This window comes from Pelagibius sp. (assembly GCF_028289705.1).
GTDB lineage: Bacteria > Pseudomonadota > Alphaproteobacteria > Kiloniellales > Kiloniellaceae > Pelagibius.
In genome coordinates, this window is the sequence record NZ_JANQOI010000175.1 from 18174 (window position 1) to 41466 (window position 23293).

Annotated in this window: 26 protein-coding genes; 21 read left to right on the forward strand and 5 right to left on the reverse strand. The window is 66.8% G+C overall.

Annotation, left to right across the window (positions count from 1 at the left end):
• Nucleotides 1–4 precede the first annotated feature (4 nt).
• On the reverse strand, nt 5–490 hold the full coding sequence (locus tag Q0996_RS21730) for an SRPBCC domain-containing protein (RefSeq protein WP_299624929.1): 486 nt from the start codon (nt 488–490) through the stop codon (nt 5–7).
• Nucleotides 487–855 (reverse strand): helix-turn-helix transcriptional regulator, encoded by a 369-nt coding sequence (locus Q0996_RS21735; RefSeq protein ID WP_299624931.1) that lies wholly within the window; start codon nt 853–855, stop codon nt 487–489. The genes Q0996_RS21730 and Q0996_RS21735 overlap by 4 nt, the downstream gene beginning before the upstream one ends.
• Nucleotides 856–1082: 227 nt before the next feature.
• Here Q0996_RS21735 and Q0996_RS21740 point away from each other — a divergent pair, with 227 nt between their 5' ends.
• The 13 genes from Q0996_RS21740 to Q0996_RS21800 all read left to right on the forward strand — a co-directional run bounded on the left by Q0996_RS21740 (nt 1083) and on the right by Q0996_RS21800 (nt 13354).
• Nucleotides 1083–1724 carry a hypothetical protein gene (locus tag Q0996_RS21740; RefSeq protein ID WP_299624934.1) on the forward strand — a complete coding sequence of 214 codons (642 nt, stop codon included), beginning with the start codon at nt 1083–1085 and terminating at the stop codon, nt 1722–1724.
• 56 nt (nt 1725–1780) lie between these two features.
• Nucleotides 1781–3955, forward strand: a complete 2175-nt coding sequence (uvrB, locus tag Q0996_RS21745; RefSeq protein ID WP_299624937.1) for an excinuclease ABC subunit UvrB — start codon at nt 1781–1783, stop codon at nt 3953–3955.
• A 22-nt stretch (nt 3956–3977) separates the two neighbouring features.
• The gene (locus Q0996_RS21750) at nt 3978–4496 is read left to right on the forward strand and encodes a DUF6653 family protein (protein WP_299624940.1); all 519 of its coding nucleotides are present in this window, start codon (nt 3978–3980) and stop codon (nt 4494–4496) included.
• Nucleotides 4497–4528: 32 nt separating this feature from the next.
• Nucleotides 4529–4984 carry a YaiI/YqxD family protein gene (locus Q0996_RS21755; RefSeq protein WP_322096779.1) on the forward strand — a complete coding sequence of 152 codons (456 nt, stop codon included), beginning with the start codon at nt 4529–4531 and terminating at the stop codon, nt 4982–4984.
• 118 nt (nt 4985–5102) lie between these two features.
• Nucleotides 5103–5528: a peptide-methionine (R)-S-oxide reductase MsrB gene (msrB, locus tag Q0996_RS21760; RefSeq protein ID WP_299624946.1), complete on the forward strand. Its 426-nt coding sequence runs from the start codon at nt 5103–5105 to the stop codon at nt 5526–5528.
• 169 nt (nt 5529–5697) lie between these two features.
• Complete coding sequence (locus Q0996_RS21765; RefSeq protein ID WP_299624949.1) at nt 5698–6729, forward strand: calcium/sodium antiporter; 1032 nt, start codon at nt 5698–5700, stop codon at nt 6727–6729.
• A 91-nt stretch (nt 6730–6820) separates the two neighbouring features.
• Nucleotides 6821–7231, forward strand: a complete 411-nt coding sequence (locus Q0996_RS21770; RefSeq protein WP_299624952.1) for a dihydroneopterin aldolase — start codon at nt 6821–6823, stop codon at nt 7229–7231.
• Between the two features lie 603 nt (nt 7232–7834).
• A complete protein-coding gene (gene uvrC / locus Q0996_RS21775) occupies nt 7835–9688 on the forward strand; it encodes an excinuclease ABC subunit UvrC (RefSeq protein WP_322096780.1) in 1854 nt (617 codons plus the stop codon).
• A 395-nt stretch (nt 9689–10083) separates the two neighbouring features.
• Nucleotides 10084–10653, forward strand: a complete 570-nt coding sequence (gene pgsA, locus Q0996_RS21780) for a CDP-diacylglycerol--glycerol-3-phosphate 3-phosphatidyltransferase (RefSeq protein WP_299624958.1) — start codon at nt 10084–10086, stop codon at nt 10651–10653.
• Between the two features lie 44 nt (nt 10654–10697).
• On the forward strand, nt 10698–11225 hold the full coding sequence (gene mobB / locus Q0996_RS21785; protein ID WP_299624961.1) for a molybdopterin-guanine dinucleotide biosynthesis protein B: 528 nt from the start codon (nt 10698–10700) through the stop codon (nt 11223–11225).
• 125 nt (nt 11226–11350) lie between these two features.
• Entirely contained in the window at nt 11351–12619 is a 1269-nt protein-coding gene (glp, locus tag Q0996_RS21790; RefSeq protein ID WP_299624964.1) for a gephyrin-like molybdotransferase Glp, read from the forward strand.
• Between the two features lie 10 nt (nt 12620–12629).
• Nucleotides 12630–12881, forward strand: coding sequence for a molybdopterin converting factor subunit 1 (gene moaD / locus Q0996_RS21795; protein WP_299624967.1), 252 nt, complete (start codon nt 12630–12632; stop codon nt 12879–12881).
• A gap of 2 nt (nt 12882–12883) precedes the next feature.
• Nucleotides 12884–13354, forward strand: coding sequence for a molybdenum cofactor biosynthesis protein MoaE (locus Q0996_RS21800; RefSeq protein ID WP_299624970.1), 471 nt, complete (start codon nt 12884–12886; stop codon nt 13352–13354).
• A gap of 117 nt (nt 13355–13471) precedes the next feature.
• Here the strand turns inward: Q0996_RS21800 and Q0996_RS21805 are convergent, their stop codons facing one another.
• Nucleotides 13472–14668: an MFS transporter gene (locus Q0996_RS21805; RefSeq protein WP_299624973.1), complete on the reverse strand. Its 1197-nt coding sequence runs from the start codon at nt 14666–14668 to the stop codon at nt 13472–13474.
• A 97-nt stretch (nt 14669–14765) separates the two neighbouring features.
• On the opposite strand from Q0996_RS21805, the gene Q0996_RS21810 reads away from it, so the two are divergent.
• Both Q0996_RS21810 and Q0996_RS21815 read left to right on the forward strand, forming a co-directional pair.
• Nucleotides 14766–15239 (forward strand): Lrp/AsnC family transcriptional regulator, encoded by a 474-nt coding sequence (locus Q0996_RS21810; RefSeq protein WP_299624976.1) that lies wholly within the window; start codon nt 14766–14768, stop codon nt 15237–15239.
• Nucleotides 15240–15325: 86 nt separating this feature from the next.
• Nucleotides 15326–16120: a hypothetical protein gene (locus Q0996_RS21815; RefSeq protein ID WP_299624979.1), complete on the forward strand. Its 795-nt coding sequence runs from the start codon at nt 15326–15328 to the stop codon at nt 16118–16120.
• A gap of 20 nt (nt 16121–16140) precedes the next feature.
• Here the strand turns inward: Q0996_RS21815 and Q0996_RS21820 are convergent, their stop codons facing one another.
• The gene (locus Q0996_RS21820; RefSeq protein ID WP_299624982.1) at nt 16141–16650 is read right to left on the reverse strand and encodes a GreA/GreB family elongation factor; all 510 of its coding nucleotides are present in this window, start codon (nt 16648–16650) and stop codon (nt 16141–16143) included.
• A gap of 164 nt (nt 16651–16814) precedes the next feature.
• Nucleotides 16815–17717, reverse strand: a complete 903-nt coding sequence (locus Q0996_RS21825; protein ID WP_299624985.1) for a branched-chain amino acid aminotransferase — start codon at nt 17715–17717, stop codon at nt 16815–16817.
• A 285-nt stretch (nt 17718–18002) separates the two neighbouring features.
• On the opposite strand from Q0996_RS21825, the gene Q0996_RS21830 reads away from it, so the two are divergent.
• The 6 genes from Q0996_RS21830 to Q0996_RS21855 all read left to right on the forward strand — a co-directional run bounded on the left by Q0996_RS21830 (nt 18003) and on the right by Q0996_RS21855 (nt 23271).
• A complete protein-coding gene (locus Q0996_RS21830; RefSeq protein ID WP_299624989.1) occupies nt 18003–18551 on the forward strand; it encodes a MarR family winged helix-turn-helix transcriptional regulator in 549 nt (182 codons plus the stop codon).
• 33 nt (nt 18552–18584) lie between these two features.
• Entirely contained in the window at nt 18585–19283 is a 699-nt protein-coding gene (locus tag Q0996_RS21835) for a response regulator (RefSeq protein WP_299624992.1), read from the forward strand.
• A gap of 10 nt (nt 19284–19293) precedes the next feature.
• Nucleotides 19294–20652: an ATP-binding protein gene (locus Q0996_RS21840; RefSeq protein ID WP_299624994.1), complete on the forward strand. Its 1359-nt coding sequence runs from the start codon at nt 19294–19296 to the stop codon at nt 20650–20652.
• 192 nt (nt 20653–20844) lie between these two features.
• Complete coding sequence (locus tag Q0996_RS21845; protein ID WP_299624996.1) at nt 20845–21627, forward strand: PleD family two-component system response regulator; 783 nt, start codon at nt 20845–20847, stop codon at nt 21625–21627.
• Nucleotides 21628–21816: 189 nt separating this feature from the next.
• Nucleotides 21817–22179, forward strand: coding sequence for a group 1 truncated hemoglobin (locus Q0996_RS21850; protein WP_299624998.1), 363 nt, complete (start codon nt 21817–21819; stop codon nt 22177–22179).
• 12 nt (nt 22180–22191) lie between these two features.
• On the forward strand, nt 22192–23271 hold the full coding sequence (locus Q0996_RS21855; RefSeq protein ID WP_299625000.1) for an adenylate/guanylate cyclase domain-containing protein: 1080 nt from the start codon (nt 22192–22194) through the stop codon (nt 23269–23271).
• Nucleotides 23272–23293: the final 22 nt, after the last annotated feature.

Consider the following 23293-nt stretch of genomic DNA (forward strand, 5'->3'; position numbering starts at 1 on the left):
GCGTTCAGGCATCCAACGCCAGCGCCAGCTTGTCGAAGGCGCTGTTCCAGCCGCTCTGGTAGTTGGCGGAGGTCTCGGCGTCGGGGAAGCGCTCGTGGATCAGGGTCATGCGGGCACCCTGCCTGCCGCTTTCGGTCTCTGCCGCTTCGATGCCGATGGTCAGGCGGCTCTCGACGCCTTTCAGGCCGCCACCGGCCCAGGACATGACCAGCCGCTGCGGCGGCTCGATGACCTCGAAGACGCCGTGATGTTCGTGATCGTCTTCGCCGCGCATCACGATGCTGTAGGCGCCACCGACCCTCAGGTCCAACTCCACCTTGGCCACTTTCAGATCGTAGGGGCAGAGCCACTGGCTCAGTTGGTCCGGCTTGGTCCAGGCGTCGAAGACCGCCTGGGGGCAGGCCTCGTAAAGGCGGGTGATGCGCACGGTGGGTGCGGTCCCGAAGGCGGCCGCCGGGGCCACGCTGTCGCTCGCTAAGGCTTCGCTCATGGTCGTTTGTCCTTTTTCTCGGGGGAATCGGTCTTGGGTTTCTGCTTCTCGAGGAAGGCCTCCAGGGCATCCAGCCGGGCCTCCCAGAACCTGCGGGTCTCTTCCATCCAGCGGGCCGCCTCCAGAATCGGCGCACCTTCGAAGGAGAGCTGATGGACCCGGCCCTGCACGTCGCGCCGCACCAGCCCCGCCCGCTCCAGCACGGAGACGTGCTTGGAGACGGCGTTCAGGGACATGTCGAAGGGCGCAGCGATCTCCGTCACCCGCGCCTCCCCGGTCATCAGACGGGCCAGAATGGCCCGCCGCGTCGGGTCGGCGAGGGCGGAAAAGGTGCGGTCCAGGGCATCTTCTGAATATTCAACCATCTGGTTGAATATATGGGTTTGGGGCTTGCCGGTCAAGAGCGCGGCTTCGCCTTCCTGCCAAGCTCCCGACTCTGCTGACAGAAAGCTGGCAGGAGGCCCCGCGCTCTGCCCTGGCTGCCCGGCACGCGAGGAGTCATAGTGGGCGGCAGCGGACCAGATCCGGCAGAGCGCCCGAGGCCGCAACGTCAGCAATGTCAGCAACGTCAACACTGGGGAGGAGCATGCGAATGCTGGGACGGATCGGCTTTCTCGGTCTCGCCTGCGCCCTCGTGCTGGCGGCCTGCGAGCCGAGCCGGCAGACGGCCCGTCCCACGCAGGACCAGCAGATCAGGGAGATCACCGGGGTCGGTGAGAGCCTGCGCTTTCCCCGGCGGGTCGGGATTTTCCTCCGCGGGCCGGTTTTCGCCTATGCGGAGGGACTGCAGGATGTCTCCATCGGCTACAACTCGACAGAGGGCGACGACCCCGCCGTGTCGACGATCTACATCTACCCGGTTTACGACCGCGTGGGCGACGCCGAGACCACCTTCAACTGGGAATTCGACACCACCAAGGCACAGATCGCGCGCTATCCCGACGGAAGCTGGGAGGTGCGGCGCGAGGCCGTCGACACCCTGCAGCCCGAAGGGCCGATCGAGGGGCTCTCGGCCACTTACCGCTTTCGCACCAGCTTTATGGGCGAGATCCGCGAGGTCTTTTCGGAACTGCACCTCTTCATGCTGGGCGACCGCTTCGTCAAGTTCCGGCACACCTACCCGGTGGAGCTGGAAGACTTTATCCGGCCCCACCTTGATGATTTGATGGCCAGCCTTAGGTGGGCGGATGTTGACGAGCGAGAGATGGCCATCAGCCTCGGCCAGGAACTTTAGCCAGGAGCCCGCGCAACCGAGGGCCCGCCGAAACCAGCAAACGAGATGAACCGCCGATGCCAAGTTCCGTTCTGACCCCCTTCCCGGCGAAGCAGATCGCCCCGCCCGCAGGCACCGCCCCGGCCACGCCCTTCAGGATCGAGTCCGACTTCGTGCCGGCGGGCGATCAGCCGCAGGCGATTATCGAGCTCAACGGCGGCCTGAACGAGGGTGAGCGCGACCAGGTGCTGCTGGGGGTCACGGGCTCCGGCAAGACCTTCACCATGGCCCACGTCATCGCCGAGCTGCAGCGCCCCTCGCTGATCCTGGCGCCCAACAAGACCCTGGCCGCCCAGCTCTACGCGGAGATGAAGAGCGTCTTCCCCAACAACGCGGTGGAGTACTTCGTCTCCTACTACGACTACTACCAGCCGGAGGCCTACGTCCCGCGCAGCGACACCTATATCGAGAAGGAAAGCTCGATCAACGAGCAGATCGACCGCATGCGCCACGCCGCCACCCGCGCCCTCTTCGAGCGCCGCGACGTGGTGATCGTCGCTTCGGTCTCCTGCATCTACGGCATCGGCTCGCCGGAGACCTATGCCACGATGATCGTCGAGGTGAAGGCCGGCCAGGAGATCCAGCGCGCGGTTCTGCTGAAGAAGCTGGTGGAGCTGCAGTACAAGCGCAACGACGGCAACTTCCACCGCGGCACCTTCCGCGTGCGCGGCGACACCATCGACATCTTCCCCGCCCACTACGAGGACCGCGCCTGGCGCCTCACCCTCTTCGGCGACGAGGTGGAATCGATCCACGAGTTCGATCCGCTGACCGGCGAGAAGACCGATAGCCTGGACGCCGTCAAGATCTACGCCAACAGCCACTACGTGACCCCGCGCCCGACCCTGCAGCAGGCGGTGAAGCAGATCAAAGAGGATCTGAAGATCCAACTCGAGTTGTTCAACCAGCAGGGCAAGCTCTTGGAAGCCCAGCGCCTGGAGCAGCGCACCACCTTCGATATGGAGATGATCGACGCGACGGGCTCCTGCGCCGGGATCGAGAACTACTCGCGCTATCTGACCGGCCGCAACCCCGGCGAACCGCCGCCCACCCTCTTCGAATACCTGCCGGAGGACTCGCTGCTCTTCGTCGACGAAAGCCATGTCACCGTCGGCCAGTTGAACGGCATGTTCCGCGGCGACTACTCGCGCAAATCGACGCTGGCCGAATACGGCTTCCGCCTGCCGTCCTGCATCGACAACCGGCCGCTGAAGTTCGAGGAGTGGGAGGTCATGCGCCCGCAGACCGTCTACGTCTCGGCCACCCCCGGCAATTGGGAGCTGAATCAGACCGGCGGCGTTTTCGTCGAACAGGTGATCCGCCCCACGGGCCTCATCGATCCGGTCTGCATCGTGCGCCCCACCGAGAGCCAGGTGGACGACCTGATCGGCGAGTGCAAGGACATGGCCGCCGCGGGCAACCGGGTGCTGGTCACGACCCTGACCAAGCGCATGGCCGAGGACCTGACCGAATACCTCCACGAGGCAGGCCTGAAGGTGCGCTACATCCACTCCGACGTGGACACCCTGGAGCGCATCGAGATCATCCGCGACCTGCGCCTCGGCGTGTTCGACGTGCTGGTCGGCATCAACCTGCTGCGCGAGGGCCTGGACATCCCCGAATGCGCCCTGGTCTGCATCCTCGATGCCGACAAGGAGGGTTACCTGCGCTCCACCACCTCCCTCATCCAGACCATCGGACGGGCGGCGCGCAATGTGGAGGGGCGGGTCATCCTCTACGCCGACAAGATGACCGACAGCCTGACCGCGGCGCTGGAGGAGACCAACCGCCGGCGCGAGAAGCAGCAGGTCTACAACGACGCCAACGGCATCACCCCGGAGTCGGTGAAGAAGCAGATCGCCGACATCCTGGAGAGCGTCTACGAGGGCGATCATGTGCTGGTGAAGACCGGCGACGAGCAGACCAAGCATCTCGTCGGCCACAACCTCAGGACCTATATCGAGGACCTGGAAAAGCGCATGCACGCCGCCGCCGCCGACCTGGAGTTCGAGGAGGCGGCGCGCCTGCGCGACGAGATCAAGCGCCTGCAGGACCAGGAACTGGGCCTCGACAAGCCCGGCACCGCCAGCGGCGACGGCAGCGGGGCCGGTTTCGCCGACCGCATCGCCCACGCCGGCGCCGCCAGCAAGTCCCGCAAGGGTAAAGGCAAGTACCGTGGCCGGCGGCGGTAAAGCTCTCGGCCCGGCAACCCTCATGAGTACAGGCACGACCTTCGAAGCGCGTATCGCCCGGGCCTTTGCCATGGACGACGAGACCTGGGCGCGCCATGCCAACCCTTGGAGCGTCTATACCCGCTTCACCGCGCTGCCCCTGCTGCTGCTGGCACTCTGGTCCCATGCCTGGTTCGGCTGGGGCGCGCTCGTGCCGATCATGCTGGCTTGCGCCTGGATCTGGTTCAACCCGCGGATCTTCGCGCGGCCGCGCAGCACCGACTCCTGGGCCGCCCGCGCCACTTTCGGCGAGCGCCTCTGGCTGGACCGCAAACGCCGGGTGGTGCCACGGCGCCACCGCGGCCTGCCGGTCCTGCTGGGCGGCCTCGCCGGCCTCGGCTTCGTCATCGCGATCTGGGCTGCGCTGGCCAATGCCCTCTGGCCGACGCTGTTCGGCCTGCTGCTCTCCGCCGCCGCCAAACTCTGGTTCTGCGACCGCATGGTCTGGCTCTACGAGGACATGGCCGCGCAGGACCCCAGGCTGAAGGACTGGGTCCGGTGAGCGAAGCCCTTGAACCCGCCGGCGCCGGGACCATCCCAGGGACCATCTATGTCGACGCTGACGCCTGCCCGGTGAAGCCGGAGATCTACAAGGTCGCCGAGCGCCACGGCTGGACGGTGCAGGTGGTGGCCAACGACATCATCGCCCTGCCGGTGCATCCGCTGATCCGGCGGGTGGTGGTGGACGGCGGCTTCGATGCCGCCGACGACTGGATTGCCGAGCGCGCCGGGCCTGGCGACATCGTAATCACCGCCGACGTGCCGCTGGCCAGCCGCTGCGTGACGGCCGGCGCCGAGGTGCTGGCGCACAACGGCAAGGGCTTCTCCGACCGCTCCATCGGCATGGCGCTGGCGACCCGCAACCTGATGGCCGAGCTGCGCGAGGCGGGCCAAGTGACCGGCGGGCCCAGGCCCTTCTCCCAGCGCGACCGCTCGGCCTTTCTCTCCGCCCTGCACGAGACCATCGTTCGGTTGACCCGGGCCGGCTGAGCCCCGAAACCCGCATATCCGCGATCACAGTTGCGCGACTGGCCCCCGCTCCGGGCCTTGCAGGCTGCCGCAAGGCAACTCACATAGCTGGGGAACGAAGCAGGAGCATCCGGACGTGGTGGCAAAGCCGGAAGTGGCGGAAAAGATCCAGAAAAGCGACCGGGAATGGCGGGCGCTGCTGACCCCCGAGCAGTACCGTGTCACCCGGCGGGCCGGCACCGAGCGCGCTTTCACCGGCGCCTACCACGATTGCAAGACCCCCGGCATCTACGCCTGCGTCTGCTGCGGCCAGCCGCTCTTCGCCTCCGAGGCCAAGTTCGACTCCGGCACCGGCTGGCCCTCCTTCACCGCGCCCCTGGCGGCGGAGGCAGTCGAGACGCGGGACGACCGCAGCCTCTGGGTCCGCCGGACCGAGGTGCTCTGCGCGCGCTGCGATGCCCATCTGGGCCATGTCTTCGACGACGGCCCCGCCCCGACCGGCAAGCGCTATTGCATGAACTCGGCGGCATTGACGCTCGATCCGGCGGGTGGACCGGAAGACTGACGGCCCCCGGCGTTCCGGCCGCCGGAAGAACTGATTGAAAAACGCAAGAAGCATCGACATTTAAAGCCGGCTCGGCCATTGTGCGGCCTGCCGCGACGCGAACCCCAGGCTTTTCCGGCCACTTGGCCTCTGGCCCCCTGCTCCAACGATCCTGAGTGCCACACCGACCATGACAGCATTAGCGTTTTTGCAGGCGGGTGGCGGATTGGTGCTGTTGTTCATCGGTGGCGAAGTGCTGTTGCGCGGCGCGGTGGGCCTGTCCCTGCGCTTCGGCCTCTCCCCGCTGCTCATCGGCCTGACGGTGGTGGCCTTCGCCACCTCCATGCCGGAACTGGTGGTCACCCTGACCGCGGGCCTGCAAGGCGCCCCCGACGTCGGCGTGGGCAACGTCGTCGGCTCCAACATCGCCAACATTCTGCTGATCCTCGGCGTCGCCGCCCTGCTCTGCCCGATCCTCAAGGAGCCGAAGCGGATTCTGCGCGATATTGGGGCCATGGTGGCGGCCACCGCGCTCTTCGTCGCGCTCGCCTTCATGCAGCGGATCGGGCTGGTCCACGGTGTGATGATGATCGCCCTGCTGGCCGTCTACCTCTGGGCCAGCTATCGCGCCGAGTTGAAGGGCGGCAACGACGCCGAGGCCGGGTTGGAGGCGATCGAGGAGACCGGTGCCGCCCCGCGCTCGGCCTGGGTGGCGCTGATGCTGGTGGTCGGCGGGATCGTCGCCCTGGCGGCGGGCTCCGAACTGCTGGTGCGCGGCGCCCTGCAGATCGCCCGCGCCGCCGGCGTTTCGGAGACCGTCATCGGGCTCACCCTCGTGGCCTTCGGCACCTCCCTGCCGGAACTGGCCACCGCCATCGTCGCCGCGGTCCGCGGCCATACCGAGGTCGCCCTGGGCAACGTCCTCGGCTCCAACATCTTCAACATCCTGCTGATCCTGGGCGCACTCTTTGTCGTGACGCCGGTGGCGGTGGCGCCGGAGATCCTCGGGTTCGACATCTGGGTGCTGCTCGGCGCAACCCTGATCGCGGTGCCGGTGATGCTCGTCGGCCGGCGCATCGGCCGAGTCGAAGGCGCGGTTTTCGTCGTACTCTACTGTGCCTTCATCTGGGTGCAGTTCGACCCGCACAAGCCGGCCGTCGCCGATCCCCTCGACGCGCCGGCGCAGAGCCTGCATCCGGCGACGGCGCCCTCTCGCGGATGACGGCCGCGGCCAACGAAGAACTGCCCGACAGACGGAATTCGGATAGTCTCCTCCAAGCGGACACCACAACCGTCGTGGAATGCCCGAGCTTATGAGCAAGAACCAAAGAGAGCAGATCGCGCCCGGTGCGGACAGGGTGGCGGTGGCGCAGCGTATCGTGATCCGTGACCTCACCCTCTCCTGCAGCATCGGGGTGAGCGACGAGGAGCGCGCGACGCGACAGCGCCTAAGGCTCAACCTTGATCTGCTGGTCGAGCCCGTGCCGCCGCGCAGGGACCACATCGGCGAGGTGTTGGACTACGGCGTGCTCGCCGATGCGGTGCGGGAGCACTGCCTCACCGCCAACGTCCGCTTGCTCGAAACCTTGGCCGAGGACCTGGCCGGGATCTGTTTCGGCTTCCCGCAGGTGCTGAGCGCGGTCATCCGGATCGAGAAACTCGACCGCTATGCCGACATCGGCGGGATCGGGATCGAGATCGAGCGCCGGCGCGAGACGTCCTAGCCGGTCTCGATAGCGCCACAAAGATCGCTAAGCCCTTGCATTTGAAGCCAATACACCGCGCGCGGGGGGCCAGTTGTGCACAGGGTTGGGCGGCCGCTCCGCTCCCCCTAATGAGCCTATGGCAAATTTGGGGCTCCGCCGTTTACTTTATTCTTGACTTGTTTTTCTGTTTGAAAAATCAATAGATTAGAATTATCTGCCTAAAAAATATGCAGATTAACAAAAATGTAGAAATAACTAAGGCTCGTCCTCCAGCCCCTATGGATAATAACAGAGTTATCCACAGCACCCGTGGATAGAATATCGGCGTTCCCGGAACGTCGCGGGAAGGTCTGCCGGATGGATGACCAGCGGCCCCAGCCCGGGCGTGACCGGGGCGTTGACCGGGGCGCCGACAGTTGTTTCTCTACCCGCCGGCCTCTCCGCATAAGCGTCTGATTCGCAATGACCAAAGCCCCCAAGCGCCGTGTGAACGACCCCTCCATCGGGGGCAAGCGTTCGGCCATGGGGATGGAAGAGGACCCGCCGGAGCCCTTCACGCCGGAGCCGGCGGACCCGGATCAGGCCACGCCCGAGGATGACGAGGCCGCCGCCGAGGCAGGCCTGCGCGGTCTGGCCCATGGCGTCGCGGTCATCGCCGAGACGGTCAAAACGCTGGCCGCCGGTCCGGGTGTCTATCGTATGCTGAACCGCCGCGGCGATGCCCTCTACGTCGGCAAGGCGCGCAACCTGAAACGCCGGGTCACCGCCTACACCCAGATGGCCAAGCTGCCGCGGCGCCTGCAGCGCATGGTGGCGGAGACCGTCGCCATGGAAGTGGTGGAGACCCATACCGAGGTCGAGGCGCTGCTGCTGGAAAGCAACCTCATCAAGCGCTTCATGCCGCGCTACAACGTGCTGCTGCGCGACGACAAGTCCTTCCCCTACATCCTGCTGACCGACGATCACGCGGTGCCGCAGATCACCAAGCACCGCGGCGCGCAGGAACGCGAGGGCGACTACTTCGGCCCCTTCGCTTCCGCCGGCGCGGTGAATCGCACCATCACCGCGCTGGAGCGTGCCTTCCTGCTGCGCTCCTGCTCCGATGCCGTCTACGCCGCCCGCACGCGCCCCTGCCTGATGTATCAGATCAAGCGCTGCTCGGCGCCCTGCGTCGACCGCATCTCCGCCGCCGACTATCTCGACCTGGTGCGCCAGGCGCGCGCCTTCCTCACCGGCCGCTCCCAGGACGTGCAGCAGCAGCTCGCCGGTGCCATGGAGGCCGCCGCCGCCAAGCTGGACTACGAGGGCGCCGCCGTCTTCCGCGACCGCATCCGCGCCCTCGCCCACATCCAGTCGCACCAGGACATCAACATCGAAGGCGTCGACAACGCCGACGTCATCGCCGCCCATGAGGAGGGCGGCCAGATCTGCATCCAGGTGTTTTTCTTCCGCGCCGGGCGCAACTACGGCAACCGCGCCTACTTCCCGAGCCACGACAAGAGCCTCGGCGTGCGCGCCGTGTTGAGCGCCTTCGTCGCACAGTTCTATGAGAACAAGCCGGTGCCCAAGGCGATCCTCGTCAGCCACGCCCTGGCGGAGGAGGAACTCCTGACCGAGGCCTTGACCGTGAAGGCGGAGCGCAAGGTACAGATCCTGCAGCCGCGGCGCGGGGCCAAGCGCAAGCTGATCGACAACGCCCTGCACAACGCCCGCGAGGCTCTCGCCCGGCGCCTGGCGGAAAGCAGCAGCCAGCGCCGCCTCCTGGAACGGCTCGGCGAGGCCTTCGGCCTGGAGACAACGCCGGAGCGGATCGAGATCTACGACAACAGCCACATCCAGGGCAGCGAGCCCTACGGCGGCATGGTGGTGGCGGGGCCCGAGGGCTTCGTCAAGAACGCCTACCGCAAGTTCCGCATCAAGGACCCGAACACCGTCGGCGGCGACGACTACGCGATGATGCGCGAGGTGTTGACCCGGCGCTTCAAGCGCGCCCTGAAGGAAGACCCGGAGCGCAGCGGCGAGAGCTGGCCGGACCTGGTGCTGCTGGATGGCGGCCTTGGGCAACTCAACGCGGGGGTCGAGGTGCTGGCCGATCTCGGCCTCGGCGACCTGGCCATCGCCGCCATTGCCAAGGGCCCGGACCGTGACGCCGGGCGGGAGCGCATCTTCGTGCCCGGCAAGCCCTCCTTCATGCTGCAGCCCCGCGACCCGCTGCTTTACTTCATTCAGCGGCTGCGCGACGAGGCGCACCGCTTTGCCATCGGCAGCCACCGCGCCGGCCGGGCCAAGGCGCGGCTGCGCTCGGTCCTGGACGAGGTGCCGGGGATCGGCGCCAAGCGCAAGAAGGCCCTGCTGCTGCATTTCGGCGCCGCCAAGGCGGTGGCCCGGGCGGGGTTGGCCGATCTTGAGGCGGTGGAGGGCATCAGCAAGGCCGTCGCCCGCAAGATCTATGATCATTTTCATAAAGAGAGTTGAACGGCTCGGGCTCTGGGTTGCCGCGGGCGTCTGTGGTAGAAGGAACCCAGCCGCATTAGGGCCTGTCGGCATTCATCTCGCCGTCGTGGTCCGAGCGAATTTGGCCCTCGGTTAGGAGCGACGAGGAAGGACATGCCCAAGCATATTCGACGAGGAACGACGCGGCCGCGGGCCAAATGCGCCGGATCCCTTCGGGACGGGGCAGATATGCGCCAGGGCCGCGTCGCGGACGCCTTGTGGGGCACCACCCCACGGCACCGCCCGCTCCTAGCCCTGGCGAATAGCTGCTCCCGCCACGACGGCGAGATGAATGTCGACAGGCCCTAGGCCGGGGGGCACCATCGCCGAGGGGCGTCAAGACCCAGATCATGCTCTAGGAAGGATTCCCGAGGGTCATGCTGACCAGCCTGCCAAACCTGCTGACACTCTCGCGCATCGCGGCCATTCCCCTGTTGCTGGTGCTGCTCTACCTGGACACGCCGCTGCTGCGCTGGTTCGCCCTGGCAGGCTACATCCTGGCCTGCGTCACCGACTACTTCGACGGCTATCTGGCGCGCCATATGAACGAGGTCTCGCCGCTGGGCCGCTTCCTCGACCCCATCGCCGACAAGCTGCTGGTGGCCTCGCTCATCGTCATGCTGGTGGCCACCCAGCAGATCGCCGGCCTGCTGATCATCCCGGCCATAATCATCCTGGCGCGGGAGATCCTGGTCTCCGGCCTGCGGGAATACCTCGCCGAGATCAAGGTCTCGGTGCCGGTGACCACGCTGGCGAAGTGGAAGACCACCATCCAGATGATCGCCCTCGGTTTCCTCATCGTCGGCGACGCCGGCCCGGCCATCATCCCGGTGCAGTGGATCGGCGAGGCCGGACTGTGGATCGCCGGTGTCCTCACCGCCATCACCGGCTACGACTATCTCTCCCGCGGCCTCAAGCACATGGTGAGCCAGAGCCCCGGTGAGTAGAGATCCACGTCACGCAGAGCGCCGGCAGTCATGAGCGGGCGGCCATGAGCGGACCCGGGCGCGTCATCGGCTTCGCCGGCTGGAGCGGCAGCGGCAAGACCACCCTGGTCACCGGGCTGATCCCCGTGCTGGTGGCCCGCGGGCTGACGGTCTCCACCATGAAGCACGCCCACCACAGCTTCGACGTCGACAAGCCCGGCAAGGACTCCTACGAGCACCGCACCGCCGGGGCGACGGAAGTGATGATCGGCTCGGGCAAGCGCTGGGCGCTGATGCACGAGCTGCGCGACGCGCCGGAGCCGGACAGTCAGGCCTTAATGCAATTCATGTCACCCGTGGACCTGCTGATCATCGAGGGCTGGAAGGCCGAGGGCCACGAGAAGATCGAGATCCACCGCCCCTCTGTCGGCAAGCCCCTGATCCAGCCCGACGACCCGAAGATCGTCGCCGTCGCCTCGGACGAAGACCTGCCGGGCCTGGCGGTGCCGCGCCTCGACCTCAACGACACCGCCGCCATCGCCGATTTCATCGTCGCGCATTGCGGCTTGGCGGGTAGAGTCATGGAGCGCTAGATGATTTCGCTTCGCGATAATGCGGTTCCAGCCCGCTCCCCCGCCCGGCCACCCATAGGATACGGGTGCTGGGTGGCCGGGCGGGGGAGCGGGCCGGCGCCGAACCGCCCGAAGGGCGACTAAGCATGGCGCAGTTGAGTGACGATTGCTTCGCCCAGGGCGGCCCGCTGATGCGGGTCGACGAAGCCCGCGCCCTGCTGGCCGACCAAGTGGTGGCGGTGACCGGGCGCGAGACCGTGGCGCTGACCGAAGCCCTGGGGCGCATCCTCGCCGAGGACGTGGTCTCAGCCGTCGACATCCCGCCGGCCCCCAACTCCGCCGTCGACGGCTATGCGGTCTACCACGCCGACCTCGACCCCGAGGCCGAGACCCGGCTGCCCATCGCCGGGCGTATCACCGCCGGACAGCAGGACCTACCCGCCGCGCCGCGCGGTAAGGCCGTGCGCATCTTCACCGGCGCGCGCATGCCAGCCGGAGAGGATGGCGGTCCCGACACGGTGATGATGCAGGAGGACTGCACCGTCGAGGGCGACACCGTGGTCATCCGCCCGGGCATCAAGAAGGGCGCCAACGCCCGCAAGGCCGGGGAGGACGTGACCCGGGGCAGCACCGTGCTCCACGCGGGCCAGCGGCTGCGCCCCCAGGACGTCGGCCAGGCCGCCGCCGTCGGCCGGCAAGAGCTGCTGGTCTCGACCCGGCTCAGGGTGGCGCTGTTTTCCACCGGCGACGAGCTGCGCGAACCCGGCACCGAGCTCGGCGCCGGCGCCATCTACGATTCCAACCGCTACACCATCCATGCCCTCCTGACCGGCCTCGGCTGCGCCGTCGACGACCTGGGCATCCTGCCGGACCGTCTGGACGCGGTGCAGGCCGCGCTCGCCGACGCCGAGGGCCGCCACGATCTCATCGTCACCTCCGGCGGTGTTTCCGTGGGCGAGGAGGACCACGTGAAGACCGCCGTCGAGGCGCTGGGCAAGCTGCACCTCTGGCGCCTGGCGGTGAAACCGGGCCGGCCCATCGCCCTCGGCCAGGTGGGCCCGGTTCCCTTCGTCGGTCTGCCGGGCAATCCGGTGGCGGTGGTGGTGACCTTCCTGACGGTTGTGCGCCCGCTGATCCTGCGCCTCATGGGCGGACGCGATACACCGCCCCACACCTTCCGGGTGCGCGCCGGCTTCGACCACAAGAAAAAGAAGGACCGCCGCGAATGGGTGCGCGCCCGGCTGGTCGACGATGCCTCCGGGGCGCTGACCGCCGAGAAGTTCCCGCGCGAGGGCGCCGGCATCCTTTCGTCGTTGGTCGCCGCCGACGGCCTGGTGGAACTGCCCGAGGACTTGACCCGCCTGGAGGCCGGCGCGATGGTGGACTTCCTGCCGTTCAGCGAAGTGGCGCAGTGAGGAGAAGCCCTTGAAGCTGTTGTATTTCGCCTGGGTGAAGACCAAGACCGGCCGTGCGGAAGAAGAAGTGAACCCGCCGGCGGGCGTCGCCACCGTGGGCGAACTGCTGACCTGGCTGGAAGGCCGCGGGCCGGAGTTTGCCGATGCCCTCTCCGACCGGGAGGCCATCCGCGTCGCCGTCAACCAGTCCTTCGCCAAGCCCAGCGACCCCGTCGGCCCCAACGACGAGGTGGCGCTGTTTCCTCCCGTGACGGGAGGTTAGAGGTGATCCGGGTCCAGGAACAGGACTTCGACGTCGGCCAGGAGTTGGCCGCACTCACCGCCGGCAACACCGCCATTGGAGGGCTCACCGTCTTCGTCGGTCTGGTGCGGGATATGGCGGGCGGCGCCGGGATCAGCGCCATGACCCTGGAGCACTACCCGGCGATGACCGAGAAGATGCTCGCCGGGATCGAGACCGAGGCGCAGGCGCGCTGGCCCCTGGAGGCGACACTGATCATCCACCGCCACGGGCGCCTCGAACCCGGCGACCAGATCGTCATGGTGGCCGCCGCCTCGGCCCATCGCGAGGCCGCCTTCGAGGCCTGCCAGTTCCTCATGGACTGGCTGAAGACCAAGGCCCCCTTCTGGAAGCTGGAGGAAACCGAGCAGGGGCCCCAATGGGTCGACGCCCGCGCCAGCGACGATGCCGCCGCCGCAAGGTGGGTGAAGCGCGATCCCGACGCGGCGGAGTAGCGCTTCGGACCCTGCCGCCCCACCGGCTGTCATCCCGGCCTTGAGCCGGGATCCATGGTGACGCGCGCAAGAGCCCTTCCGTGATACGTCGCGCCTGTCCCCGCGATGGACCCTGAATCATGTCCGGAGCGACGATTGAGGCGCTGGACGCCTCAACGTCAGCCCCGCCGCCAGCACCAGCCAGCCCGCGGCTACCACCGCCAGTACGGTAAAACCGAAGTCGGCGTAGACCAGGCCCATGGCGGCGCCAGCGAGGAAGTGGGCGACGTAGGTGACGCCGCTGTAGAGGCCCATGACGGCACCGCGGGTCCGCTCCGGGCCGCTGGAGAGCAGCGAGACGATGATGGTGAGGCCGAGGTGGTTGAGCACACCCCAGGGCGCGGCCAGCAGGACGATAGCAAGGGGACCAGCAGCGGCCGCCCAGGGCTGGGCCAGGTAGACCCCGCCGATCAGCAGCATCACCGGCGCCGCCAGGCGCCATGGGCCGAGGCGGTCGACGAGGCCGCCGAAGGCCACCGCCGCGCCGAAGCCGAGGCCGTAGCTGAGGGCGATGAGCCCGCCGAGCCCCGCCCCGGCGTCATGCAGCCCGCGTAGGTGGTCGCTCAGGAAGGTGTAGGTGCCGTAGAAGGCGATCATGTAGGCCAGGGTCACCAGCAGCAGGCGGACCACGCCCGGCTGCGCCAGGGCGATGCGGTAGGAGGCGCCGGCCTGGCCTGCCGACCTCGGCCGGGCCGGGAGCGTGAGGAAGCTGAGCGCCGAGAGCGCCGCCAGCCCGGCCATCGCCACGAAGGCGCCGCGCCAGCCGAGCTGATCGGAGAGCAGGGCCGCCAACGGTACCCCCAGCACGAGCGCCAATGACCAGCCGGTGATCACCCGCCCCACGGCCCGGGCCCTCAGTACCTGGGGCGTAAGGTCGGCGGCGAGCGCATAGATAGACGGCAGGATGATGCCGGCGGCGAGACCGCAGGCGCCCATGGCAACCGCGAGTTCCCATCCATTCGCGGCGAAGGCCACCGCCAGCAGCGCCAGGGCCAGCGCCGCCATGGCGGCGATCAAGGTTGGTCGGCGCGACCAGAGGTCGAGCTTCGGCGCCGCGGCCAGGGCGGCCAGCGCCACCCCGGCGCCGTAAGCCCCGACGGCCCGGCCGATGACCGCGGGGCCGACACCCAGGTCGCGGGCCATGTCCGTCAGCATCGGCGCCACCATCAGCGCCTGCACGCCGACCACGGCGATCCCCAGCATCAGGCAGCCGAGGTGGCGGCTCTGCCGGCCGGTGAAACGCGCGCGCTCCGCCCCCAGTGCGGCCTCGGCCATGGTCCCCTCCCGTCGCCAATTCTTTCGTGGTCAACCTCATATTTGGTCGAACATCATTCGGCATAAAGGCCTATCTCGCCGATCCAAGAAAATACGAATGGCGTTCAGTGCCGAACCTGATACGGTATCAACCATGGATACCCTGGACCGAAAGCTGTTAGGCCTGCTGGCCGAGGACGCCACCCTTTCCTACAAGGAATTGGGCGAGCGGCTTCACCTCTCGGCGCCCGCCGTGCACGAGCGGGTGAAGAAGCTGAAGAAGTCCGGCGCCATTACCGGCACGGTGGCGCGGCTCGACGGAGCGGCGGTGGGCCGCCCGCTCTGCGCCTTCATCCACATGGACACCGAAGGCTGGGGCAAGACGCAGGAGCTGATGGCCATCGTCGACGACAGCCGGGTGGAGGAGATCCACGCCGTCGCCGGCAACACCTGTATGGTCCTGAAGGTGCGATGCGAGAGCACCCAGGCGCTGGAGGACATCCTCCACCGCCTCTACGCGGTGCCCGGCATGATCCGCACCCAGTCCTACATCGTCCTCAACACCTACCTGGAGCGCGGCCCGGGGGTGTGAGGTCCGACGCCCGAACAGCAGTCTTTCCAAGCTGACACTGGCATGAGCCTCCCGACCAACGGCAAGACCCTAGGTGAGATCATCGCATGAAGATCATTCACCGTGTTTCGCTTTCCGTTTCGTTCAATGAGAAGCAGGCTTTCGGCGCCCTGGGCATTCAGTTGGACGAAGGATTTTCCAGCTTCGATATCGAGGAGTCGGACCCTCGGTGGCCCCAGGTTGCAGAGTTGATCGAGGGCTTTCAGGCCGTCGACATCGCCACCACCAAGTTCTCAGCGAAAGAGATACGGCACGCGAAACGTCTGCAGGTGGCTGCGGACAATCACCAAGGTTATCCGGAACCCTCCGACGATTTCGGCTATCTCAACGTGACCTATGACTGCTCGAACCACTGCCCCGAATGCGGCTGTGGCCTGGTCCAGAAGGCCCCCTTCCGCATCAAGCTTCGCCCAAAGCACGGCAGGCGGCATATCTTTGGACTGAACTGGGTCTTCGATGAACTTTTCGTCTCGGCGGAAGCCTGGAAGCAGGTGTTCAAGCCCCATGGCCTGCAGAAGAGACCGGTCTTGGATGCAAAGCCCGGTCGTGAGCTGCAGCGCTTCGTGCAGCTTTCAATTCCTCAGACCGACCTCGGCTTCGATCTGACGGACTATCCTAGCGAGACCTGCCCGCATTGCGGACGAACCAAATGGGAGCCCGTCTCCCGCGGCTTCTTTCCCAAGCTCAAGGGCGACTGTGACCTGCCGCTGTTCAAGGCGGCCCCCTATTTCGGATCGGGCGCCAGCGCCCACCACGCGCTGATCATGTCGCCCGCACTCTATCGCGCCGCGCAATACGCGAAACTGCGGGGCCTCTCGGTCATGGTCCTGGATGGCGATTGAGTCATTGCCAGGGCAGGAGTCTAGTATTCCGCCTCATTGTACCGGATCGCCACCACCTCCAGTTCCTGGTCGCCGGCGGGGCGTTTCCAGGTGATGAGGTCGCCGACGGCGGCGCCGTCGAGGGCGCGGGCCAGCGGGGAGACGTAGCTCACCTTGCCGGCCTGGGGATCGGCCTCGTCCTCGCCAACGATCTGGTAGTCGCGCTTCTGCCCCTCGTCGTCCTCCACCGTCACCACGGCCCCGAAGGCCACTTTATCGCGGGGCTGTTGCGCGAGGTCGACGGGAATCGCCGTGCGCAGGCGCTCCTCCCAGTAGCGCACCTCCTGCTCGACCCGCGGCAGATGCGCCTGGGCGGCCAGTTCGTCGTCGTGCGCCTTCAGGCTGGCGCGCTCGGCCTCGTACTCGGCCAACTTGTCGCGCAGCATCTTAAGGCCGGCCGGCGTCACGAAGTTCGGATGCGCGGAGACCGGCAGGTCGACCCGTTCTTCCGGCGCACCGGCATCGTCTTCTTTCACAAACGCTCGGGACACGTTCCTACCTCCTTGCATCCCGGAAAAGAAAACCGGGCGGCACCGCCTGGATGCCGCCCGGTCTCTTCTTATCGGACGGCGCCGGCCCGCGCCCCCGCCCGCCACCCAATGCAATTATGCTCGTGGGTGGCCGGGCGGGGGCGAGGGCCGGAACCGCAAGAGCATCACGCCACCTTGACCGCCTTGGCCGGGGCGTGGGCGCGCACCAGGGCGTCGTAGTCGGTCATCAGGGTCCGGGTGATCTCCCCCGGGGTGAAGTGCCGGCCCTCGATCTCAGAGACCGGGGTCACCTCCACCGCGGTGCCGGTGATGAAGACCTCCTGCGTGCGGTCCAGTTCCTCCGGCATCAGCGCCCGCTCGATCACCTCATAGCCGCGCTGCTTGGCCAGGTCGATCACCGTGCGCCGGGTGATGCCGTCGAGGAAGCAGTCCGGGGTCGGCGTGTGGATCTTGCCGTCCTGCACCAGGAAAACGTTGGCGCCGGTGGCCTCGGCGATCTGGCCGCGGTAGTCCAGCATCAGCGCGTCGGCATAGCCCCGGGCCTCGGCAGCGTGCTTGGAGAGGGTGCAGATCATGTAGAGGCCGGCGGCCTTGGAGCGGCAGGGCGCGGTGTCCGGCGCCGGGCGGCGGTAGTCGGCCATGGCCATGCGGATGCCCTTCAGGCGCGCTTCCGGCGTGAAGTAGGCCGGCCAGGGCCAGGCGGCGATGGCCACGTGGATCTTGGTGTGCTGGGCGGAGACCGCCATCATCTCGCTGCCGCGCCAGGCGACCGGGCGCAGGTAGCCGTCCTCGATGCAGTTGGCCTCCAGGACCGCCATGGCGGCGGCGTCGATCTCGGCACGGCCGTAGGGGATATCGAAGCCCAGCAGCTTGCCGGAATCCAGCAAGCGCTGGTGGTGCTCCTCCATCTTGAAGATGCGCCCGGCATAGGAGCGTTCGCCCTCGAACACGCAGGAGCCGTAGTGCAGCCCATGGCTCAGCACGTGGACCTTGGCATCGCGCCAGGGCAGCATTTCGCCGTTGTACCAGATGACGCCGTCACGGTCGTCGAAGGGAAGTATGGACATGGCTCTTATCGTCCCTAGAACTCTGATTGCTTTTCATGGCCGGACGGCTGGACCGCGAACCCTGTCGCGCTTGTTTCCCGTTCTCCCGCCCGGTCGGCTAACCCCAAAACCCCAGTCGCTGCATCCTTGGAAGTCCGGCGATCACCAAACTGACCCTTGAATCCTCTGCAAAATCAGTCAGTAATGCTCACCAATTAGCGATTTTATGCGCTCGATAGTCTCGAATTGATACTTTTTTTCAAAACTATCGAGTCTGATGTAACAAGATTAGGCAGATATGTCAACATGGCTGACATAAAAGGCGGGCCCAACCCCCTCTTCCTGCGTGAGGAGGAACTGCGCCAGGCGATGGAACTGCTGTTCTTCGCCTACCGCGATTTCACTGGGGAGCCGGACAAGATCCTGGTGGACTACGGCTTCGGGCGGGCCCACCACCGGGTGATCTATTTCGTCGGCCGCCATCCCGGGATCACCGTCTCCGACCTGCTGGCGATCCTGCGCATCACCAAGCAGTCGCTCTCCCGCGTTCTCGGCCAGCTGGTGCGCGAGGGCTTCATCGTCCAGCGCCCAGGCCTGCGCGACCGCCGCCAGCGCCTGCTGGAGCTGACCGACAAGGGCCGCGAGCTGGAGACCAAGCTGAGCGAGCGCCAGCAGCGGCGCATCGCCCAGGCCTACCGCAAGGCCGGGGCCGAGGCGGTGGAGGGCTTCCGCACCGTGCTCACCAACATCATCGACGAACCGGACCGCGGCCGCTTCGAACGCCCCGAGACGCCGGCGAAAGCGCCGGTGAAGACGTCGGCCAAGACCCCAACCAAGTCCGCCGCCCGCGGCTAGGCTTGTGCGGGGCGCCGCCCTATACTGCCGGCCATGATCCAATCCGCTGCCAGCGAACCGGCGCATATCCTGGTGGTCGACGACGACACGCGGCTGCGCGACCTGCTGCAGCGCTTTCTCAGCGACCAGGGCTTTCGCGTCACCACCGCGGTGGACGCCGCCGACGCCCGGGCCAAGCTGGCGGCCTTCGCCTTCGACCTGCTGGTGCTCGACATCATGATGCCCGGCGAAAGCGGCCTGGAGCTGACCCAGACCCTGCGCCACGACAGCGCGGTGCCGATCCTGCTGCTCACCGCCATGAACGAGACCGAAGACCGCATCGCCGGCTTCGAGTGCGGGGCCGACGACTATCTGCCCAAGCCCTTCGAGCCGCGCGAGCTGGTGCTGCGCATCCACGCCATTCTGCGCCGGGTGCCCGCCGACGTACCCAAGCCCAGCGCCCGGATCACCTTCGGCGCCTTCTCCTTCGACCTGGACCGCGAAGAGCTGACCCGCGACGGTGACTTCGTGCGCCTCACCGCCGCCGAGGCTTCGCTGCTCAAGGCGCTGGCGCGCCGCGCCGGGGAGCCAATCACGCGTCAAGATCTCTCCGAGGAAAGCCAGGTCAGCGGCAATGCGCGCACCATCGACGTGCAGGTCACCCGGCTGCGCCGCAAGATCGAGGCCGATCCGAAGTTCCCCCGCTATCTGCAGACCGTGCGCGGCACCGGCTATGTGCTGATGCCCGACTGACAGCCGGCCAATGACCGACAGCGCCACCAACCCGCTCTATCCCCACGGCGTTCCCGCCGGGCCGCTCCGGCGACTTCTGCCGCGCTCGCTTTTGGGGCGCGCGGTGCTGATCATCGTCACCCCGCTGATCCTGCTGCAGGTCATCTCCACCTGGATCTTCTACGACCGCCACTACGACACCATCACCAAGCGTCTGGCCCAGGGCCTCGCCGGCGATGTCGCCGCCGTGGTCAACCTAATCGAGCGCAGCCCCGACGACAGCGATCTGGTGCGCATTTTCAGCCTCGCCCGGCGCACCATGCAGTTGGAGTTGTCGGTTAGCGAAGGCGCCACCCTGCTGGTCCCCGACCAAATCCCGCTGCGCGGCATCGTCGACCAGCGCCTGCGCACCGCCCTGGAGGAGCGGCTGGTCCAGGCCTTCGCTGTCGACACCCGCAGCCTGGACGAACGGGTCGAAATCCTGGTGCAACTGAACCAGGGTGTGCTGCGGGTGCTGGTGACCGACGAGCGGCTGTTCTCCTCCACCACCTACATCTTCATTATCTGGACCATCGGCAGTTCGATCCTGCTGTTCGGCGTGGCGGTGATCTTCATGCGCAACCAGGTGAAGCCGATCCGCCGCCTGGCCAGCGCCGCCGAGGGCTTCGGCAAGGGGCGCATGGTGGAGGACTTCAAGCCGGAGGGCGCCACCGAAGTGCGCCAGGCCGCCGTCGCCTTCATCAACATGCGCGACCGCCTGAACCGGCAGGTCCACCAGCGCACCGAGATGCTGGCCGGCGTCAGCCACGACCTGCGCACGCCGCTGACCCGCATGAAGCTGCAGCTCGAAATGCTGAAGGACACGCCGGGCACCGAGGAGCTGCAGTCCGACGTCGCCGAGATGGAACACATGGTGGAGGGCTATCTCGCCTTCGCCCGCGGCGAGGGCAAGGAGACGCCGGTCACCACGGACCTGACCGCCCTGCTGCGCGACGTGGTGGGCCAGATGACCCGGGACGGCCGGGTCGTCGATCTGCACCTGGAGCAGGAAATCACCCTGCCGCTGCGCCGCGAGGCGATGCGCCGCTGCCTGACCAATTTGATCGGCAACGCCCAGCGCTACGGACGCCAGGTCTCGGTGCGGGCGGGGCGGCGAAAGACGCTGATCGAGGTGACCATAGACGACGACGGGCCGGGCATCCCCGAGGCGCAGCGCGAGGACGTCTTCAAACCCTTCTTCCGTCTGGAGCAGTCGCGCAACCCGGCGACCGGCGGGGTCGGCCTGGGCCTGACCATCGCCCGCGACGTGGCGCGCAGCCATGGCGGCGACGTGGTGCTGGAGACCGCCCCCGGCGGCGGCCTGCGGGCCCGGATCTGGCTGCCGCGGTAGAGTCCTTCGTATTCTAACGGCATCGACCCGCTCCCCAGCTCGCGCCAGGGGCACATGAATGCCGGGCGAATTCGCCTTTGCTCTTTCAAGCCACAACGCCGCCGGGGCGCCTTCCAGTGCCTGGATTTAGATTGCATTAACGCCAAGCCCCTAAGCTCCGCTCACTCACGAAAGTCTTGTTGGGAGAGGGTCATGGCGGCCACGAGCGCGCTCATTTCCGAAGAAGAAGTGGAACTCCAGATCGAAGGCGAGGCCCTGGACGAGGCCCGGGATCTGGTGACGAACCTCGAACTGCGCGTGCAGCAGGTGAAGAACGGCATCCTCGATCCCAAGGAAGCGGCCAAGACCCTGGCGATGGAATCGGCCAACCTGCGCATGAAGGCGCGCTCGGTGAACTTGGTCGGTTTCGGCCCCCTCACCCACCAGCTCGACGAATACCTGAGCGAGATCGAGTCCGTCGAAACCAGGCACGCCGACGACCTGATCGCCTTCGCCGACCGGATCGGCAGCCTGCTGGACGGCGAGACCGTGGAGGTCGAAGAGGTTTCCGCGGTGCTGCGCGAACTGCCGCAGCAGAGTTCCTTCAACGTCGAAGATGTCGAGATCACCGACACCATGGTGACGGTGATCATTCCGCAGCGCGCCGCCGCGAAGGTGGTGGGGCGCGAACTGGCGGCCTGCGGCTACCGCGTCTCCAGCGTCACCAACCCCATCGAGGCCCTGGAACTGATCCTCGAGACCAAGCCGGATCTGGTCATCACCTCCCAGGTGATGCCGCGGCTGAGCGGCGTCGACCTGGCCTGCGCGCTTTCGGCGATGCCGTCGACCCGCTCCATTCCCATCGCGCTGCTCACCAGCCTGGACCCCGACCATCCCGACCTGAAGTCCCTGCCGATGAACGTCGGTCTGATCCGCCGCGGCGCCCAGTTCGGCGACGACCTCGCCGACGTTCTGCAGCGCTTCAACATCACCTGATCGCCGGACCACCCGATCGCCGGGCGCGGGCCGAGAGGTCGCCCCTCAAAAACACGCCTAGATTGCATCCTACCCGTCGATCCTACAAGGCCGTGAGGATCGCCGGGCAAGCCCTGGCCTATCGCCCCGCCGGAAATGCCGTGCTAGGCTAACGAGCCGCAGAAAACAAAAAAGGTCGAGGCGAGGGGGATGAAGGCGACGATGTTCGACCGCTACGGCGGCTTCGCCGTCGTGCACCGCGTGGTCTTGACATTCTACGACAAGATGCTCGATTCCGACATCGTCGGGCCCTACTTCGACGAGATCGACATGCCGGCCCTGGTCGACCACCAGACCAAGTTCATCTCGCAGGTCATGGGCGGCCCGGCCAGCTACTCGAACGAGGTTCTGGAACAGGTCCACCGCAACCTCGACATCAGCCTGGAAGCCTTCGATGAGATGGCGGATCTTCTGGAAGCGACCCTCAAAGAGTACGAATTCGAGCCCGCCGACATGCACCAGGTCATGAGCGAAATCAGAAGCCGCCGTTCCTTCATCGTCACCGATCAGTAGCCCCGGCCGGCGATGGACTTCGAGCTCGACGCCTTCAACAAGCTCTTGCTTGAAACCGTCGGTGTCGGGCTGATCATCGCAACCTATCCCGAACTTGACGTGCGGTTCCGAAATCAGCGGGTCGCAGACTGGTTCCCGGGTTTCAACGAGGAAGAAGGATCGCTCTGCGCGCGCCTCGAGGCCATCGACGAAAACGCCCTGCGCGCGAAGCTGGAAGCCGGCGGCAGCTATCAGACCACCATCGAGACCAAGGTGCGCCGGCGCACCCACGTTCTCGCCCTGACCGCGACCCGCACGAGCTTCGCCAGCGAGCCCTGGGTCATCGTCGAGCTGCAGAACGACACCAAGGTGCGCGAGCTGGAATCGATGATCGACTCCTACGCCAAGATGGTCGAACGGCAGAACCGCCAGCTCAAGAAGGAGAAGGAACGGGCCGAGAAGCTGCTGCTCAACATCATGCCGGAGTCGGTCTACGAGGAACTGAAGACGTTCGGCGTGACGACGCCGCAACGCTACGACGAAGCCTCGATCCTGATGCTGGACTTCGTCGGCTTCACGCGGATCTCCGTCGAGCACGATCCCTCGACGGTGATCACCGAGCTGAACGACATCTTCACCTCCTTCGACCGCATCGCCGAGCACCAAGGCTGCGAGCGGATCAAGACCATCGGCGATGCCTATGTCGCGGTCGCGGGGCTGCCGGAGCCCTCCGCCGACCATGCCCAGGCCATCGCGCGGCTGGCGCTGATGTGCGTGCGCTACCTGACGCGGCGCAACGAGACCCACAAGATCCAATGGCGCTGCCGCGTCGGCCTGGCGCCGGGGCCGGTGATCGGCTCCGTGGTCGGGATTCAGAAATACGTCTACGACATCTTCGGTCCCGGCGTGAACCTGGCCGCCAGGCTGGAAGCCCTGGCCGGTCCCATGGAGATCCTGATGGACGAAGGGATGCACCGGAACCTGCGCACCCAGTTCCAGATAGAAGACCGCGGCGAGGCCGAGGTGCGCGGCTTCGGGCCGCAGCGCATCTACCGTCTGCTCGGGTCCGACGACCTGGCGGTCTCCATGGAGCCCCTCAGCGCCATCGACTGACGGTGCACTCCGGATACTCCTC

Coding starts and splice junctions, on each gene's coding strand:
- Q0996_RS21730 (WP_299624929.1), bottom strand. CDS start 490: ATGAGCGAAGCCTTAGCGAGCGACAGCGTGGCCCCGGCGGCCGCCTTC.
- Q0996_RS21735 (WP_299624931.1), bottom strand. CDS start 855: ATGGTTGAATATTCAGAAGATGCCCTGGACCGCACCTTTTCCGCCCTC.
- Q0996_RS21740 (WP_299624934.1), top strand. CDS start 1,083: ATGCTGGGACGGATCGGCTTTCTCGGTCTCGCCTGCGCCCTCGTGCTG.
- uvrB (WP_299624937.1), top strand. CDS start 1,781: ATGCCAAGTTCCGTTCTGACCCCCTTCCCGGCGAAGCAGATCGCCCCG.
- Q0996_RS21750 (WP_299624940.1), top strand. CDS start 3,978: ATGAGTACAGGCACGACCTTCGAAGCGCGTATCGCCCGGGCCTTTGCC.
- Q0996_RS21765 (WP_299624949.1), top strand. CDS start 5,698: ATGACAGCATTAGCGTTTTTGCAGGCGGGTGGCGGATTGGTGCTGTTG.
- Q0996_RS21770 (WP_299624952.1), top strand. CDS start 6,821: ATGAGCAAGAACCAAAGAGAGCAGATCGCGCCCGGTGCGGACAGGGTG.
- pgsA (WP_299624958.1), top strand. CDS start 10,084: ATGCTGACCAGCCTGCCAAACCTGCTGACACTCTCGCGCATCGCGGCC.
- mobB (WP_299624961.1), top strand. CDS start 10,698: ATGAGCGGACCCGGGCGCGTCATCGGCTTCGCCGGCTGGAGCGGCAGC.
- glp (WP_299624964.1), top strand. CDS start 11,351: ATGGCGCAGTTGAGTGACGATTGCTTCGCCCAGGGCGGCCCGCTGATG.
- Q0996_RS21805 (WP_299624973.1), bottom strand. CDS start 14,668: ATGGCCGAGGCCGCACTGGGGGCGGAGCGCGCGCGTTTCACCGGCCGG.
- Q0996_RS21810 (WP_299624976.1), top strand. CDS start 14,766: ATGGCGTTCAGTGCCGAACCTGATACGGTATCAACCATGGATACCCTG.
- Q0996_RS21815 (WP_299624979.1), top strand. CDS start 15,326: ATGAAGATCATTCACCGTGTTTCGCTTTCCGTTTCGTTCAATGAGAAG.
- Q0996_RS21825 (WP_299624985.1), bottom strand. CDS start 17,717: ATGTCCATACTTCCCTTCGACGACCGTGACGGCGTCATCTGGTACAAC.
- Q0996_RS21830 (WP_299624989.1), top strand. CDS start 18,003: ATGGCTGACATAAAAGGCGGGCCCAACCCCCTCTTCCTGCGTGAGGAG.
- Q0996_RS21835 (WP_299624992.1), top strand. CDS start 18,585: ATGATCCAATCCGCTGCCAGCGAACCGGCGCATATCCTGGTGGTCGAC.
- Q0996_RS21840 (WP_299624994.1), top strand. CDS start 19,294: ATGACCGACAGCGCCACCAACCCGCTCTATCCCCACGGCGTTCCCGCC.
- Q0996_RS21845 (WP_299624996.1), top strand. CDS start 20,845: ATGGCGGCCACGAGCGCGCTCATTTCCGAAGAAGAAGTGGAACTCCAG.
- Q0996_RS21850 (WP_299624998.1), top strand. CDS start 21,817: ATGAAGGCGACGATGTTCGACCGCTACGGCGGCTTCGCCGTCGTGCAC.
- Q0996_RS21855 (WP_299625000.1), top strand. CDS start 22,192: ATGGACTTCGAGCTCGACGCCTTCAACAAGCTCTTGCTTGAAACCGTC.